This is a genomic window from Rhodococcus phenolicus (assembly GCF_001646785.1).
GTDB lineage: Bacteria > Actinomycetota > Actinomycetes > Mycobacteriales > Mycobacteriaceae > Rhodococcus > Rhodococcus phenolicus.
This window is the reverse complement of record NZ_LRRH01000115.1, coordinates 1-16,172: the sequence shown is the minus strand read 5'-3', so window position 1 is coordinate 16,172 and position 16,172 is coordinate 1. Positions and strand designations below refer to the sequence as shown.

The following is a 16,172-nucleotide window of genomic DNA, read 5'->3' as shown; positions in this document are numbered from 1 at the left end:
CGCAAGAATCTAGAGTGCTTTGCCGGGGTTGAGGATGCCGGCGGGATCGAACACGGTCTTCAGGGAGCGTTGCACATCGAGTCCGGTGTCGCCGAGTTCGTCGGCGAGCCACGGCCGCTTGAGCACACCGACACCGTGCTCCCCCGTCAACGTTCCGCCGAGCCGCAGCGCGAGGCCGAACACCTCGTTCACCGCGTCCTGCACATGAGTGGGGATCGGATCGGACGGCCCGGCGTCGACCAGGACGATCGGATGCAGGTTGCCGTCGCCCGCATGGGCGAAGGTGAAGATCGTCACCCCGGTGCGCCGGGAGATGTCGTCGATTCCGGTCACGGCGTCGGACAGGCGGGTGCGCGGAACAGCGATGTCCTCGATGAGAACGCGGCCGAGGCGCTCGATCGACGGCAGCGCGAGGCGTCGGACCTGCAACAGACGCTCCGCGTCCGCCACATCCGCGGCTTCCTCCACCCGCGCACCGGCGAGGCGCAGGATGCGCTGGGTCTCCGCCATCTCCCGGTCGGCGCCGAAGCCGTCGGTCTGCACGAGCAGGAATGCCCCGCCGGCCGCAGACAGGGCGGTTCCCTGCGCGTCGTCGATCGCGACGAGCGTCGCGTGGTCGAGCAGTTCCAGGGTCGACGGCCTGATCCCGGCGCGCAGGACCGCGCCGACTGCATTCGACGCGTCGGCGACGGTATCGAACACAGCTGTGGCCGTGCGTGTTTCGACCGCCTGCGACGAGAGTCGCACGGTAGCTCCCACGACGACCCCGAGCGTGCCCTCCGACCCGACGAGAAGGCTGGTCAGGTCGTATCCGGTGACACCTTTCGCGGTGGTGCGGCCGGTGACGAGACGCCGACCGTCACCGAGGACGACGTCGAGCGCGAGCACCGCATCACGCGTCACTCCGTACTTCACGCAGCGCAATCCCCCGGCGTTGGTGGCGATGTTGCCACCGATGGTGGAGATCGCGGCACTCGCCGGGTCGGGCGCATAACGCAGCCCGAATTCGGCCGCGGCAGCATCGAGTTCGGCGGTGATCACACCGGGTTCGACGCGGGCGGTGGCGTTGTCCGGATCGATCTCGAGGATGCGATTCATCCCGGAGACGTCGAGGACGATCTCTCCGGGCCCCGCCGCGGCGCCCCCGGACAATCCCGTGCCGGCGCCGCGAGTGACGACGGGGATCCCGGCCCGGCTCGCATGCGTCAGGGTGCTCACGACGTCGTCGACGGACGTGGCACGCACGACCGCGTCCGGGAGGCCGTCCGGGATCAGGCCCGACCGGTCCGTGCGCACCCGCTCGCGTTCAGCAGGGTCCACCGACCAGTCGGGCACCGCTCCCAGGAGTCCCGCCAGCTGCTCGGGAATCAGTTCCGTGCTCACGCAGATTCGACCTCGACATCGCGCACGATCGGCTTCAGCGACGGATCGAGCCGCAGACGCTCGAGGAACAGCACGACCGTCGCGGCCGCCGAGCGGTGGGTGGCATCGTTGAGGGCGTCGTGCCGGCCGTCCTCGACCACCTTGACGGTGACGTTCGGGATGCGCCGGTAGAACGCGAGGGCGTCCTCGACGGGGCTGAGCCGGTCGGTGTTGCCGTGGATCGCGAGTACCGGCACGTCGGGCAGTGCCGGCGAGAGAGCCTCGGCGGCAAGGGCGTCGATGCCCGATCCGATGCCTCCGCGCACCGACGCGCGCAGCACGCCCTGGTGGGTGGGGCATCCGGTCCTGATCTCGACTTCGGCGTCCCAGTCATCCGGCGGGGTGTCGACTCCGACGGGCACTCCCGCAGCGATCACCGCAGCGACCGATTCACCCAGACCCACGGCGGCGTCCAGCGCTTGCAGCGCACCGGAATCCGAACCGACGAGGACAAGCGGGGTCACCGCCCACGGGTCTGCGGCGAGTTCGCGGACGCGCTCCGCGATGTCCCGGTCACCGGGTTCGAAGACGGCGACGCGGTAGGCGTCGACCGAAAGGCGGGTGGCGAAGCGGCGGTACACGTCGGCGGTCTCACCGCGACCGGGCAGCACAACGAGCGTTCCGCGCGGGGCAATACCGTCCGGCTCGTTCCAGCGGACCACATCGGTTGCGGGAGCGGAGAATTCGGTGGTGGTCACGAAGGTGCCTTTCAGTTGGCGGAAAGCGGGCTGCCGGCGCGCCGGGCGGCAGCGATGACGTCGGTGGTGATGCGGGTGAACGGCTTCTCGCCGGCGAGTTCCGAAGCGCCCAGCACGGCCTGGACGGCCGTGTTGAAGGGCACCTCGACGCCGTGAAGACGGCCCAGGAGCACGATCTCACCGTTGAGGTAGTCGACCTCCGAGGAGGCACCGCGAGCGAAGCTCTGCCAGGTGGACTGCTGGCCGGGCCGGATTCCCGAATCCGGTGCCATGGCGAACTCCGACAGATCCTCGGTGCGCTCGGCGACGGTATCGGCGATCCGGATGCCGGCGGCGGCGAGCACCGCCTGCGTTTCGGCCACGAGCGCGTTCTCGATGAGCGAGCGCTCCTCGTCGTCGCCCGCGAGCACCTCGACGGCGTTGCGGACGTTGTGGATGATCTTCGCGGCCTTCCACGGCACCACGTCGTCGGTGACCTGCACGATGTATTCGGCGGCGCGCAGATCGTCCGCGATCGCGGCGAGGCGCTCGTCCGAACCGCCCGGGATGCGGCCGATGGTGAGGACACCCACCGGTCCGGCCGCACCGGAGACGACCTCGCCGATGACGGTGAAACGTGCCGGGGTCAGCAGCGATGCGCCGTAGACGACGCCGAATCGGCGCAGCGCGATCCGCTCCGCGTCGAGGCCGTTCTGCAGGGTGATCGCCGGTAGCGCCGAGGCGGTGATCCCGGCGGCGTCCGACACGGGCTGCCAGGCCCACTGCCGCACCGCGCTTTCGAGGTCCTGCACCTTGGGGGTGAAGACGAGCACGTCGTCCGAGGTGAGGGTCACCGCGGAGGGCGAGTCCGCCGTGACGAGCGGGACGGTGGTCGCGGTGCCACAGCGGTAGTAGGTCAGGCCGTGGGCGGCGATGTGGGCGATCTGCGCGCCGCGCCCGACGAGCACGTAGGAAATGCCGTGCTGTTCGAACTGGGCGGCGAGGGTGGCACCGACGGCACCGGCACCGACGACGACATAGCGAGTCATGAGTTCTCCGTATTGGGGATGATCAGCACTGGGGATGATCAGCGGCCCGATGCGACGGAGGCCTTGGCCTGTCGCCCGAACAGCGCTGTGACAGTGTCTTCTTGGGGGAAATGGACGCGGGAGGAGTAGACGTCCCGCAGGTGCCGCTCGAGCGGGTTGGACCGGCTCAGGCCGGGATTGCCGATGAGGCCGACCATGTTCTGGACACTCGTGATCGCGGCGCGGTTGGCGAGCGTCTTCGCCCCCCACGCGAGTTCCTTCGACACCGGGATTCCCCGGTCCGCCTGATCCGCGAGCGAGCGCAGCAGGGCTTCGTTGGTGGTGAGCTGGAGGTCGATCTCCCCCAGCGCCGCTTCGAACCGCGGCAGTTCCAGCAGCGACGTCCCGAGGTTCGCGGGTCGCCGGGAGTCGAGGAACCTGATGAGCCACCGTCGTGCCGCCCGCGCGACGCCCAGGTAGATCGCCGGCAGTGCGGTCCCGGGCCCGAGGTTCTGGTCGGCCGGGCGCCGCGAGGCGAGATCCTCCAGCCCGAACGCCGAGTCCTCCGGTACGAACACCTCGTCGAAGATGACGTCGTGGCTGCTCGTCGCGCGCATGCCGGTGTTGTCCCAGGTTTCCTCGATGCTGATTCCGCGGTCGCGGCCGTCGACGGCGAACGAACCGACCCGCGGTTCGTCTTCGTCGGTGGTGGCCATGACGATCATCCATCGCAGTCCGGCGGCGCCCGTGGAGTAGATCTTGTGGCCGGTGATCTTCCAGCCGCCGTCGACGCGGCGTGCCGTGGTGGCCGGGGCGCCCCCACGCGACGGGGTGCCGAGTGCAGGTTCGACCTGCAGCGCGTTCACCAGGGCCGGTCCGTTAACCGACTCCTCGAGGATCCGCTCGTACAGATCCGCGGGGAGGAGGTCCCGGCTCGCCTGCCCGCTGTGGAAGGCAAGCGTCATCGCGGTGATCAGTGCGACCGACGGGTCGCCCTCGCCGAGGGCGAGCATGAGGTCGAGGGCGCCGGTGTGCCCGACCTCGGCGCCCCCGAACCGGCGGCCCACGGTGGCCGTCAGGATTCCCGCGTCGTGCAGCACCTGGATGCTGTCGGCCGGGAACTCCCCGGTGCGGTCGTACTCGCCGGCACGTGCCGCGAGCGCGGCGGTCACCTCGGGTAGGACCGAGGGGTCGTACGGGCGCAGGGCCGATGCGAGTGTCACGCTGTCACCTTTCGGGTGTGGTGGGTGCCGGGGATCGCGGCGAGAAGTTCGCGCGTGTAATCGACGGCGGGTGTGGTGTAGACGCGGTCGGCGGTGCCGGCTTCGACGACGCGACCGTGGCGCATCACCACGATGTCGTTGCTGATCTGCCGGATCACCGCCAGGTCGTGGGAGATGAACACGTAGCTGACACCGAGCTCCGCCTGGATCCGCACGAGCAGCTCGAGGATCTGCGCCTGCACGGAGACGTCGAGGGCGGACACCGCCTCGTCGAGGACCATCAGCGACGGTTCCGTGGCGAGCGCACGCGCGATCGCGACGCGCTGCCGCTGCCCACCCGACATCGCGTCCGGTCGCCGGTCGGCGAACGATGCGGGCAGCCCGACGAGGTCGAGTAGTTCGGCGACCCGCGCGGGGCGGGTCTGCCGAGTGCCGATGCCGAATGCCCGCAGCGGCTCGGTCAGGGTGCGTCCGATGGTGAACCGCGGGTCGAGCGAGGCAAACGGGTTCTGGTACACGAGCTGGATGTGGCGCCGGAGCTCGCGCAGTTCCCTGCCCTTCGCCGCGGTGACGTCCCGGCCTTCGAACTCGACCGTTCCGGCATCGGCGTCCGTCAATCGCGTCAGCATCCGTGCGAGGGTCGATTTGCCGGAACCGGATTCGCCGACGATGCCGAGTGTTCGTCCCTGCCGGACCGCGATGCTCACGTCGTCGACCGCCCGCACTTCGACGCCACCCGAGTCCCGGAACGTCTTGTGCAGCCCGGATCCGATGAGAACGGCTCGGTCCCCGGCCTTCTCGGTTCGGTCGTTGTCGACCGGGCGGGTCGTCGCTCCGCCGTGGACCAGTCGTCCGGTGGTGATGTCGGGGACAGCAGCGAGCAGTCGGCGCGTGTAGTCGGCGGACGGATCGCTGAGAATCTGTTGTGCGGAACCGGATTCGACCACTCGGCCGGACTCGAGGACGATCACGCGGTCCGAACGGTCACCCGCGACACCGAGATCGTGGGTGATCAACAGGATCGCGATACCCAGCTCGCGTCGGAGTTCGTCGATGTGGTCGAGGATCTGCTTCTGGATGGTGACGTCGAGGGCGCTCGTCGGCTCGTCCGCGACGATGAGTTCCGGGTCGTTGGCCAGGGCGTTCGCGATGAGCGCCCGTTGACGCATGCCGCCGGACAACTGGTGCGGGTACTGACGTGCCCGCATCTCGGGACGGTCGATCCCCACCTTGTTCAGCAGCGCGACCACCCGCTTCTGCAGGGCTTCCTTGGGGACCCGGCCCTCGTGCAGCGTGATGGCCTGCCCGATCTGCTCGCCGACCCGGCGCGTGGGATTGAGCGAGACGGTGGGATCCTGCGGAATGAAGCCGATCCGCGATCCCCTGAGGGACCGCCACTGCTTGTCGCGCAGGTCGGTCAGTTCGGTTCCGTCGAACCGGATGCTTCCCCGGGTGACGTGGGCTTCGTCGCCGAGCAGTCCGAGGATCGCGTGTGCGGTCGTGCTCTTCCCCGATCCGGACTCGCCGACGATCGAGACCAGTTCGCCACGGCCGATCTCGAACCCGACATCGGTCACGGCACGAACGGAACGCGTGCGGGAGAGCCGGTAGTCGACATCGAGCCCGGTGACCGTCAGGAGCGGTTGCGTTGTTGTGGTCATGGTTCAGCGATCCTCGAGGAAGCGAGCAATTCGGTTGGCGGAGAGCACCACAGCGGCGATCACCAGGCCTGGGAAGGTGGTCATCCACCAGGCGGAGGCGAGGTAGTCGCGACCGTCGGAGACCAACGCTCCCCATTCCGGGGTGGGCGGCTGGGCACCGAATCCGAGGAACGACAGGGCGGACACCGACAGGATCGCCGTGCCGAACTCGAGCGCGGTGAGCGCCAGGACCGGTCCCTTGGCGTTGGGCAGCACATGGGCGAACAGCGTGTAACTCCAGTGCGAACCGGAGGCCTTCGACGCCTCGATGTACGGCAGGGCCGAGATCTTGAGGGTCTCGGACCTCATCACGCGGGCGAAGCTGGCGATGTTGGCGATACCGACCGCGATCGCCACGTTGATCGTGCCGAATCCGAGTGCGGTGACCACGGCCAGCGACAGGAGCAGACCGGGGACCGCGAGCATGACCTCGACGATCCGCATCAGCCAGTCCTCGACGCGTCCGCGCACGAAGCCGGCGATCAGGCCGATTCCGGCTCCGACGACGATCCCGACGAAAACAGCGACGAGGGTGGCCTGCAGTGTCAGCCCGGCGCCGTGTACGACCCGGGTGTAGGTGTCCCGTCCGAGGTTGTCCGTTCCGAACCAGTGTTCGGCGCTCGGCGGTGAGAGCTTGTCGGAGGGGACACCGTTGACCGGATCCAGGTTCGTGAACAGCTCGGGTAAGAACGCCCAAGCCACGACGAGGGCGATCACCGCGAACGAGATCAGCAGGCCCGGCTGCCGGAGCACGCTGTTCCACAGCCGGTCCTCGGCTCCGCCCGGTTCGGCGGCATCCGGCGCGGGGTCACCGCTCGTGGCATCGGTCTGGTCGACGACGAGCGCGGTCATGACGAAATCCTCTCCGGCGTGTACTCGATGCGGGCCTTCCGGCGGCCCCGGACCTGGGATCCGATCCGGGGATCGAGCAAGGGGTACAGCAGGTCCACGATGATTCCGAGGACGACGAACACCGCTGCGGCGAAGGTGACCACGGCGAGAACCACCGGGATGTCCTGCGCGTTGACGGCCTCGTAGGTGATGCGGCCCAGGCCCATCCGCGAGAACACCGTCTCCACGACGACCGACCCGGCGAGGATGTTGCCGACGATCATGCCGACCATCGTCAGCAGGGGAAGCGACGCGTTCCGCAAGGCGTCGTGGAACAACGCGTGCGCACGTGAAGCACCCTTGGAGCGAACAACTTCCACGTAGGGTTCCCGCATCGTGGCGGCCAGGCTCTTCGCGAGGATCTGGGCCACGAAGGCCGCGGTGGGGATCGCCAGCGTCACCGCCGGCAGCACGAGACCGTTCAATCCCTTGCCGCCGAGGGGCGGGAACCATCCGAGCTCGAAGGCGAAGTACTGGATGAGCAGCAGCCCGACCCAGAACGACGGCACCGACACACCGGCCGCAGGCAGCGACAGCAGCAGCTGCTGTAGCCATCGGAACCGGACCAGGGTGGCCGCCAGCGCGATGGACAACCCGAGCGCCAAGCCCAGGACCAAGGCCAGCGATCCCAGTACCAGCGTCTCCGAGAGGGCCTCGGTGATCAGCTCGGTGACGGGGCGCCGGGTCTGGATCGACATCCCGAAGTCACCGCGCACCGCGTTCCAGAGAGCATCGAAGTACTGGAACAGCGGGGCCTTGTCCATCCCGTACTGGGCTCTCAGCTGCTCGAGCGTCGCGTCGTCGACGGACGCGAACTCCGCGCCGCTGCCGGACAGCATCAGTTTGATCGGGTCGCTGGGCAGGAGGTAGAGCACGACGAAGACGAGGGTGAACGCGGCCCAGAGCACGAACAGCCCCTGGAGAAGCCGGCGTCCGAAGAATCCGAGCCAATCACGAAGCGCACCGTCACCGGCTGGGCCGCGAGTCATCATCCCAGTCCTCTCAGTCCTGAATCCATGCGTCGAACAGCGACAGCTGGCCGCCCGGAGCCCACGCGGCACCCTGGACCCCGTCGTACGCGTAGGCGGTCGACTGCTCCGCCAGCAGAATCACCAGCGCGTGCTCGACGATGTACTCGGCCGCCTTGTCGACGGCGGCCTGCCGGTCCGCGGCGACCGGGGACGCGGCCTGCTCGTCGAGGTACGTCTCGAGCTCGGTCGGCTGCAGACGCAGCGGGTTGTTGCGCTTCGTCGAGAAATGCATGGTCAGCGCCGCCGGATCGGCACGCGTGAACCCGTAGGGGACGAAGTCGTAGTCACCCGTGTCGAGCGCGGCGAGCATCTCGGCGCGGGAGACGTTCTTGATCTTCAGCTCGACACCGATCCGCGCAAGATGCTGAGCGACAAGTTCGTGCTGCGCGGTGCCCCCGGTCTGACCGTTGACGATCGTCAGGCTCAGGCGTTGTCCGTCCTTCTCCCTGATCCCATCCGCACCGGGCTTCCAGCCGGCGGCGTCGAGGAGTTTCACGGACTCGTCCGGGTCGTACCGGATGTACTCGGAGAAGTCGGTGTAGAAGGGTGTGGTCGACGACAGGATGCTCGTCGCAACATTGTTGCGCGGCAACAGAATCGTCTCCTTGTATTCCTCCAGGTCGATGCCGAGCTGGATCGCCCTGCGCACCGACTCGTCTTGCAGGATCGGCGACGAATTGTTGGTCAGATACTCGGAAACCGTGCCGGGCCGGTTGGTCGTGAGCAGACCGAATCCGGACGCGTCGAGGTTCTCCTCGTCCTGGATGGGCACGGTGTCGATCATGTCGACGTCACCCGACCGCAGGCTTCCCACCCGGACGCTGGCTTCCGGGATGACCCGGAACTCCACACGGTCGAGGTAGGCCTCGCCGTCGTGTTCGGCATTGCCGGTGGGCCACGCGTACCCGGCGCGCTTGGTCAGCACCACTTCCTGAGTCGGCGTGTAGTGGTCGAGCACGAACGCACCGGATGCGGAGATGTCACCGAGGCAGCGCTGTTCGGGGGCGACCTGATAGGTCGACGGCGACAGAACGGCCATGTTCACGGTCGAGAGTGCCTGCAGGAAGCTGGCGTTCGGCGTGTCGAAGGTGACGCGGGCGCGGTCCGGAGCGACGACCTCGGTGCCCACATAGCCGCCGAGGTAGCTCGATGCGTTGACCGCGCGTCCACCGAGATCCCGGATGCCGTCGATGAACGTCTTGACGGCCGCAGCGTCGAAAACCTCTCCGTTGCTGAAGGTCACGTCGGTGCGCAGGGTGAAGTCGAAGACCGTTGCGTTGTCGTTCACTTCCCAGGCCGTTGCGAGCCAAGGGACGATCTCGCCGGTTTCCGGATCTGCGTCGACGAGCGAATCTGCGACCTGACGCAGGATGTCGCGGGTGGCGGTGAGGTCGGTCTGGTTTGGATCGACGCAGATCGGGTCCGCCGCGGTACCGAAGATCAGGGTCCCGCCCGGAACCGGGTCACCGGTCGCTTCGGTCGTTGCTTTCGTCCCGCCCCCGGAGCAGGCACTGACGGCGACTGCGCTGAGCATCAGAGCGGCGGTCAACCGCCCGATACCGCGTTTGCGTTTCACAGAATCGATCCTTCTTGCTCGAGAACATGGGTGAGAGTCATGAGTGTCCGAGGACGTTGAAACGGAGTGTGTCGCCCGCGTATTCGGTCTGGAACAGGCCGCGGCGCTGCAGCTCCGGAACGAGGTGATCGGTGATCACCCGATAGCCACCGAAGTGCTGCGGGCAGATGACGAAGCCGTCGGCCGCCTCCGCCTCGAAGCGCTCCTGGATCTGGTCGGCGATCTGCTCGACCGATCCGATGGGATCCCAGTGACCCGAGGCCGCGGCGTTGTTGTGCTCGACCAGTTCGCGGAGAGTCCACTCCCCGGACAGCACCCGCCGCCGGTACATCTCGTACCGGGAACGACGGCCTTGCACGTCGTCCACCTCGGGCAGGCGATCGAGCGGGATCGGCTTGTCCGGATCGAGGTCGGACAGGTCGACGCCCCCGAATCCCGATCCTTCGAAGTTCTTCCGCATGCCCTCCCAGTCGGCGGCCGCCGCGAACTCCGCGAGGCGGCCGGCGGTGTCGCGTGCCTCTTCCTCGGTGCGTTCCACCACCGTGTACAGGCCGGGGAGAATCTTCAGGTCGTCGGGGTTGCGTCCGAATGCCGCGACGCGACCCTTCATGTACTTGTAGAACTCCTGCCCTTCCTGCAGGTCGGGCTGGGAGGTGAAGATCGCGTCGGCATGGCGTGCACCGAAGTCCACGCCCGTCGTCGACGAACCTGCCTGGAACAGGAAGGGTGTGCCCTGGGGCGCACGGTCGATGTTCAGGGGACCTTCGACGCTGTAGTGCTCCGAGACGAAGTTGGTGCGGCGGACCTTGCTCGGATCGACGAAGACACCCGCTTCACGGTCGATGATCCGCGCGTCGGCATCCCAGCTGTCCCACAACGCCTTCACCGCGGACACATACTCCTCGGCCCGCGCATAGCGTTCCTCGTGCGGGGGCAGCGGATCGGTGCCGAAGTTCTTCTCGCCCGCGGACGACGTCACGATGTTCCAGCCGGCTCGGCCCTTCGACAGGTGGTCAAGGGACGCGACCAGGCGCGCCATGTTGAACGGTGCATTGAAGGTGGTGGACGCCGTCACGACGACACCGATCTTCGAAGTGCGGGCCGCCAGCGCCGTCTGGAAGGTGAAGGGCTCGAACAGTCCCATCGGCCGTTCCAGGGAGGTACCGACACCGTCGGAGAGGAACAGCGAATGGATCTTCGCAGCCTCTGCGGCCTGCGCGATCTCCGAGTAGAGGTCGAGATCGTAGAGGCGTTCGGCGGGGCTGTCCGGCAGCCGCCACGACTGGTAGTTCGTCCCCAGGCCCAGGATCTGGAGGACGAGGACGAGGGATCTCTTGTCGGACACGGTGATTGCTCGCTTCTGGTTCGATGCGTGATGGTCGGCTGTGCGATCCGGGTCGTCAGACCTTCGCGGACGCGAGTTCTTCACGCAGGATCGGGAGCAGGTACTTTCCGTAATCGACGACATCGTTGAGGTTGTCGTACCCGCGGATGGAGATGAGGTCGGCTCCGAGCTCGACGTAGTCCAGGATCGCGGCCGCCACCGTCTCGGGGGTACCCACGAGGGCGGTCGAGGCACCGGACGCGTTCGTCGCCGTCGCCGTCGGCGTCCACAGGGCGCGATCGTGCAGCTCACCGGCCTTTGCAGCCTCGAGCAGACGCTGCGACCCGGTGTTCTCCGGGACGTTGTGCTCGCCGGCTCCGACGTGGTTGCGCTGCAACGCACCGAGCACCGCGTGCGCCTTCTCCCAGGCCTTCTCCTCGGTGGCCGCGATGATCGGCCGGAACGTCACCCAGATGCGCGGCTTGTCGGCGCGACCGGCGAGCTCTGCCTGTTCGTGGATCGAGGCGATCTGTTCCTGCGTCTGAGCGAGCGGCTCGCCCCAGAGTCCGAAGATGTCGGCGAGCGACCCGCCGACCCGGTAGGCGTCGGCCGACGATCCCCCGAGCGAGATCGGGATCGTGCCGTTCACCGGCCGCACGTCCGCAACGAAGTCGTCGAAACGGTAGTGCTCGCCGGCATGGCTCCAGGGAGTGCTCTGCGTCCAGGCCTGCCGGAGGATCTCGATGAACTCCGCCGACCGGGAGTACCGCTCGGACTTGGTCAGGTAGTCGCCCTGACGTGCCTGCTCCGCATCGGTGCCGCCGGAGATGATGTGGACGACGGCACGCCCCTTGCTCAGCTGATCGAGGGTGCTCAACGCCTGGGCCGCGGCAACGAGATGAATGATGTTGGGGCGCAGCGCTACAACCAGCTTGATTCGTTCGGTGATCTGACTGAGGGCGTCTGCGACACCGAGCGAGCTGAAGCCACTCGATCCGTAGGGAACGAGGGTGTAGTCGAATCCCGCCGCTTCGAGGGCGTCCGCATAGCGACGGAGAAACTCCACGTCGATGCCGGCACCGGGCTTCGGGTGCAGATCCGACGAATCGCGGACGTGTACCTGACTGATGAATTCGACAGCCATCAATTCTCTCCAGATCGAACGATCCCCGAATCCGGAGGGCCCGGCATCAAGGAGGGGTTGAACAACTCACGTGGGTGGTGGGGTCGCGGCCGCTCGTCGTCGAGCGGAATCGGCGCCCCGCTACGAAGGCGTCAGCGACAACACGTGGACGGACAGGCGACGCGAATCTGCGCCGTCCGTCCTTCATCCACGTTCATCTGCACGCCGACAACCATGCCGCCGCGCAACGTGACCTGTCAATGCACTCACGCGCATATAATCACGGTGAAATTAAAGCGGGACGCGGACCGAATCAGCTGGCAGCATCTGTAGAACTTTGATGCCGAACGCGCTTTCGGCGGGGGCGTCGGCCACGGCCGAGAGGGGAGTTCGAAGTCTTGAAACCACCGGTTCCGGAAACGAAAGACCGTCGTAGATTGGGCTTTCCGTTCCGATCCGATGTCCTGTGCCTGGACTTCGTCGCGACCGTGGCCAAGCGCGACATGGCCGACCGGGAGCTGATCGTCACGGACGACGACCTACAGACCTGGTTCTACGTCGCGGGGCTGCCCCCGGCCGAAACGCCGATAGCCGATGGTGCCCTCGACCGCGCTCGGGAGTTGCGTGAGGCCATCAACCACCTGACCCGATCGCGAGTGGACGGGTTGCGTCCGGACCCGTCGCGCATCGAGGTGATCAACCGAGCCGCCGAAGCCGGACCTCCACATCACACCCTCGCCGCAGACGGCACCACTGCCGTCCACTCCCCTGCCGTCGCTGCCGACCGAATCCTCTCGATCATCGCGCGCGACGCCATCGACCTCTTCACCGGAGAGTACCGCGATCGCATCCGACGATGTCTGGGCCACGACTGCTCGCTGTACTTCGTGGACCGCTCACGCCGAGGAATCCGGCGTTGGTGCTCGATGGCGGCGTGCGGGGAGAAAGCAAGCTCGGCGGCCTACCGCCGCCGGCACGGCGCGAAGTCCACCGTGTCGCAGGATTGAGTCGCGGCATCCACAGTCCAGATAGTCAGCAGCGCGGTGCGGGCAGCGCGCGACTGTCGTTCGCGTCGGCGACCTCTCGGTGGCACTACGCGGGCTGGAGTGATCCTTCTGAGACGATCGATGCCATGACGGATCGTGTGATTGTGGATGGGCCGGCCTGGTGTGCACCTGGCCTCGACACCAAGGGAAGCCGATTCCCACTCCGTGTCGAAGCACCCGTGATGAATCTCGTCGACGTCCTCGTGCCCGGAGTGTCGACCATGACAAGCAACAGTCGATATTTCAGCCTGTACTGGGCGCTGGCCGACTATGCCCACGACCAGGATTTCGACACCCTCACCTGCCGAACCGTGCTACGACGAGCAGAGGTTGCACTGGCCTGGGCATCCGTCATCGATCCCGATACCGGAGATCTCGACGGACCCGGTGAGATGCACGGCGCCGACACCGTACGCTCACGACTGCCGAAGGGTTCCGTCGATCACCTCGTCGAGATCGGCGACAAATCGTATTCGCCTCGCGCGTGGGGCTACTGGTCTCAGTACAAGGGACCCATCGTGACCTTGGGCTTGGCGACTACGGACCGAGAGGCCCTCCGCCGGGGTCCGCGCGAGACGCCGGTCGCAGTTCGAAACATGTTCCGTCCCCTTCTCGAATTGGCGGCGAGCCGGAACCCCTCTCGAGAGGACGCCGAGGGTTTCGTCGAGCTAACCCGATTCCGACCGGACTCGGACGACCTTGCACCGCTGCGCACCATCTTGACCGCCACCGGCGACGGGATGGACTGGAAGCCGAACGACGCCACGAGGCGATCGACCTACCGTATCCTCGCCCGGGCGGTCCAGCTGGCCCCCGACAGCAGCTCGTGGACCAGTGCGCTCGTCGACGCGTTGGCCTACGGACCAGAGATCCACGAGGATCCGCTGTTCACAGCGGAGGGGCCCCGGGCCCAGAGTTGGCGGGGCCTCCTGCTTCGTCATCGGTTTGTCGGTGCGTGGCGTCGACTCTGGTCGAGGCTGGTTGATCAGGTCTGGAAGTCCGACGGTCAGGTGTCGCGAAGCGACCTGCACGAATGGGTTCGAGCCTGCACAACCGAGGACACTGTCGGGAGTTTCCTACAGAGCTGCCCCGCCCCTTTCGATACCCTAGGCAATCCGGCACCAGCGGAAATGCTGCTTTCCGATCGCAATGAGATCGAGGCCAACATCGGCGTCCTCCTTATCGGATCTGTCCGCGACGACGAGCTCGATGGGGTGGCCCGACGTGCCTTCCGCGGGAACTCCCATGGCAACCCCGACCGCGGTCGATATCTCGATCCGCAATGGGTCGCCCACCGGCGACGGGAGTACCTACACCACCCTATGAGCGACTTCGCGTGCGCGGTCGTCGACGACATGCTCGACCAGTCTCACCGCGTTGCACTGACAAAGATGTACGTCGACAGAGAGGGGCGCATGAAACTCCCGACCAAACTGCACGAACGGAACGGACTCTTCTTCGCAACAGGTCGCGAGGGGTCCGGGAATGTGGGTCTGCGCGCCGAACAGCTCGGGGAACTGGGACGGCAACTGGGCTTGTTCGGGGTCGACGAGGATCGCAGGGTCGTCACCGAGCTGGGCGCAGCAATCCTGGGGCTTCCACGATGACACGTGTGCGGTTCGGCCTGCAGTCACCGCTGACGCTGCTCCGGAATTGGGACCGTGGACCCCTCCGTGAGGTTCTGATCACGGGGTACACCCTGGATCTGGTCTTCTTCGAGCGACACTGCGTTCCGTTGGCGCGATCGCTCGGCGCCCGCGTGACCATCCTGTCGGATGCCCACCAGTCGGTCCACGATGCTGCCGATGTTCGCTATGCCGGTCGCACCTACCAACACGGCCACGTCGGATGCCGCGGCGCGTTTCATCCCAAGCTCGCGGTGCTCGTTGGTGACGACGACGTCTGGATCGCCATCGGGTCCGGGAACCCCACCACATCGGGATGGGGACACAACGACGAACTCTGGCTGGTAATCCGGGCTCCCCGAGGATCCGGTCCGGCTGCCCTGCATGAACTCGCCGAATGGTTGCGCGCGCTCCCCGCAACCGTGTCGATCTCGTCGTGGATTGCCGAGACCGTTCGCGACGTTGCCAATGCGGTCGACCCGTCCGACATCGACGGTTCGCTCCCCGATCTACGAATTGCCGGCAATCTGGATGGTCCACTGATCGAACAGATACCCCGTGCACCGGTGCACTCACTGCGTGTCTCTGCACCGTTTCTCGACCGAGGCTCGACCGCGGTCGCCGCACTGGTGGGCCGCACGACCCCGCAGCACATCGCGGTGGCTCTGCAGGAACGAGTCGCCTGGTACGACGGGCCGAGTCTCGTCGAAAACACCAGGAGCGTCCCGGACGTCGAGTTCCGATTTCTCGATGAGGGCCGCACCAGTCACGGCAAACTCGTCGAGTGGGAGGCCGGATCGGTCACGACCGCGATGATCGGCAGCGCCAACCTCACTCGTGCGGCTCTCCTGAATTCGACTAAAGAGGGTGGGAACTGCGAACTCGTCGCCATCCATCCGGTCGAGCAGTCGCTCCTTCCCGAGGGACGCGACACCCCGGTCTCCGCGGACGAGATGCGCAAGCGGTCGACAATCCCGGCAAGCTCCGAGGGCGACCGGAAGGTCTCTCTCGTTCTCCTGGGGGTCAGATGGAGGAACGAAGCGATCGTCGTCGAGTTGCTGGTCCGGGCTGCTGAGTCGATCACGATCGAAACTTCGCCCACCGGCGCTCCCGGATCGTGGCGAACCGTCCACACGGTCGATGTTGCGCAGCCGGGAGTCATCGAGACATCCTTTGTCGCTGACGAGGGCACCGGCGGAGCGGTCCGTGCACGAGTAGGCGAGGACGAGGACGACGTCAGCTCCGTCGGCTTCCTGACCGATGTAACGCGGTGTCGGCCCCGCGACGTCGCCGACAACGGGCCGCGCATCTCGCGCGACTATAGCCTCGACGATTTCGTCACCGACTCGGTGCTGGCCGAACGGTTGACCAACGACCTGATTCGACTGATGAGGACCGTCGGCCAGTATCGCGCCGCAATTCCACCCCGAGATTCTGCGGCGACGGTCAAGCCCCAGAAGGTGGTGTAGGACGGTGATCCCTTCTCCTGTCCTGACTATGCAGCAG

At 66.8% G+C, this 16,172-nt stretch carries 13 protein-coding genes; 3 read left to right on the top strand and 10 right to left on the bottom strand.

The genetic code is table 11. From position 1 onward, the window contains the following. Positions 1-9 precede the first annotated feature (9 nt). Genes A8G15_RS25420 through A8G15_RS25375 form a run of 10 tightly spaced genes read right to left on the bottom strand, consistent with a single transcriptional unit; the run spans position 10 to position 12,016 of the window. Entirely contained in the window at positions 10-1,383 is a 1,374-nt protein-coding gene (locus A8G15_RS25420; protein WP_211270242.1) for an FAD-binding oxidoreductase, read from the bottom strand. Then, positions 1,380-2,120, bottom strand: coding sequence for an alpha/beta hydrolase (locus tag A8G15_RS30845; RefSeq protein WP_245688001.1), 741 nt, complete (start codon positions 2,118-2,120; stop codon positions 1,380-1,382). Before A8G15_RS30845 ends, A8G15_RS25420 begins: the two co-directional genes overlap by 4 nt. 11 nt (positions 2,121-2,131) lie before the next feature. Further along, positions 2,132-3,148, bottom strand: a complete 1,017-nt coding sequence (locus tag A8G15_RS25410; protein ID WP_068165772.1) for a ketopantoate reductase family protein — start codon at positions 3,146-3,148, stop codon at positions 2,132-2,134. A gap of 38 nt (positions 3,149-3,186) precedes the next feature. Continuing rightward, positions 3,187-4,350: an acyl-CoA dehydrogenase family protein gene (locus A8G15_RS25405; RefSeq protein ID WP_068165771.1), complete on the bottom strand. Its 1,164-nt coding sequence runs from the start codon at positions 4,348-4,350 to the stop codon at positions 3,187-3,189. Further along, on the bottom strand, positions 4,347-6,011 hold the full coding sequence (locus A8G15_RS25400; protein ID WP_068165770.1) for a dipeptide ABC transporter ATP-binding protein: 1,665 nt from the start codon (positions 6,009-6,011) through the stop codon (positions 4,347-4,349). The genes A8G15_RS25405 and A8G15_RS25400 overlap by 4 nt, the downstream gene beginning before the upstream one ends. A 3-nt stretch (positions 6,012-6,014) precedes the next feature. Further along, entirely contained in the window at positions 6,015-6,902 is an 888-nt protein-coding gene (locus A8G15_RS25395; protein ID WP_068165769.1) for an ABC transporter permease, read from the bottom strand. Then, a complete protein-coding gene (locus A8G15_RS25390; protein ID WP_068165804.1) occupies positions 6,899-7,930 on the bottom strand; it encodes an ABC transporter permease in 1,032 nt (343 codons plus the stop codon). Before A8G15_RS25390 ends, A8G15_RS25395 begins: the two co-directional genes overlap by 4 nt. Before the next feature lie 13 nt (positions 7,931-7,943). Beyond that, positions 7,944-9,548 carry an ABC transporter substrate-binding protein gene (locus A8G15_RS25385; RefSeq protein WP_082900158.1) on the bottom strand — a complete coding sequence of 535 codons (1,605 nt, stop codon included), beginning with the start codon at positions 9,546-9,548 and terminating at the stop codon, positions 7,944-7,946. A gap of 37 nt (positions 9,549-9,585) precedes the next feature. Then, positions 9,586-10,893 (bottom strand): LLM class flavin-dependent oxidoreductase, encoded by a 1,308-nt coding sequence (locus A8G15_RS25380; RefSeq protein ID WP_068165768.1) that lies wholly within the window; start codon positions 10,891-10,893, stop codon positions 9,586-9,588. Between the two features lie 55 nt (positions 10,894-10,948). Next, a complete protein-coding gene (locus A8G15_RS25375; RefSeq protein ID WP_068165767.1) occupies positions 10,949-12,016 on the bottom strand; it encodes an LLM class flavin-dependent oxidoreductase in 1,068 nt (355 codons plus the stop codon). A 416-nt stretch (positions 12,017-12,432) separates the two neighbouring features. On the opposite strand from A8G15_RS25375, the gene A8G15_RS25370 reads away from it, so the two are divergent. The 3 genes from A8G15_RS25370 to A8G15_RS25360 all read left to right on the top strand — a co-directional run bounded on the left by A8G15_RS25370 (position 12,433) and on the right by A8G15_RS25360 (position 16,135). Continuing rightward, positions 12,433-13,002, top strand: a complete 570-nt coding sequence (locus A8G15_RS25370) for a CGNR zinc finger domain-containing protein (protein WP_068165766.1) — start codon at positions 12,433-12,435, stop codon at positions 13,000-13,002. A 221-nt stretch (positions 13,003-13,223) separates the two neighbouring features. Then, a complete protein-coding gene (locus tag A8G15_RS25365; protein WP_245688000.1) occupies positions 13,224-14,648 on the top strand; it encodes a hypothetical protein in 1,425 nt (474 codons plus the stop codon). Continuing rightward, the gene (locus A8G15_RS25360) at positions 14,645-16,135 is read left to right on the top strand and encodes a phospholipase D-like domain-containing protein (RefSeq protein ID WP_068165764.1); all 1,491 of its coding nucleotides are present in this window, start codon (positions 14,645-14,647) and stop codon (positions 16,133-16,135) included. The genes A8G15_RS25365 and A8G15_RS25360 overlap by 4 nt, the downstream gene beginning before the upstream one ends. Positions 16,136-16,172 lie beyond the last annotated feature (37 nt).

Bases quoted from the DNA above. Each gene is read 5' to 3' on its own strand.
- A8G15_RS25410 (WP_068165772.1), bottom strand. From the start codon at position 3,148: ATGACTCGCTATGTCGTCGTCGGTGCCGGTGCCGTCGGTGCCACCCTC.
- A8G15_RS25400 (WP_068165770.1), bottom strand. From the start codon at position 6,011: ATGACCACAACAACGCAACCGCTCCTGACGGTCACCGGGCTCGATGTC.
- A8G15_RS25395 (WP_068165769.1), bottom strand. From the start codon at position 6,902: ATGACCGCGCTCGTCGTCGACCAGACCGATGCCACGAGCGGTGACCCC.
- A8G15_RS25390 (WP_068165804.1), bottom strand. From the start codon at position 7,930: ATGACTCGCGGCCCAGCCGGTGACGGTGCGCTTCGTGATTGGCTCGGA.
- A8G15_RS25375 (WP_068165767.1), bottom strand. From the start codon at position 12,016: ATGGCTGTCGAATTCATCAGTCAGGTACACGTCCGCGATTCGTCGGAT.
- A8G15_RS25365 (WP_245688000.1), top strand. From the start codon at position 13,224: ATGAATCTCGTCGACGTCCTCGTGCCCGGAGTGTCGACCATGACAAGC.
- A8G15_RS25360 (WP_068165764.1), top strand. From the start codon at position 14,645: ATGACACGTGTGCGGTTCGGCCTGCAGTCACCGCTGACGCTGCTCCGG.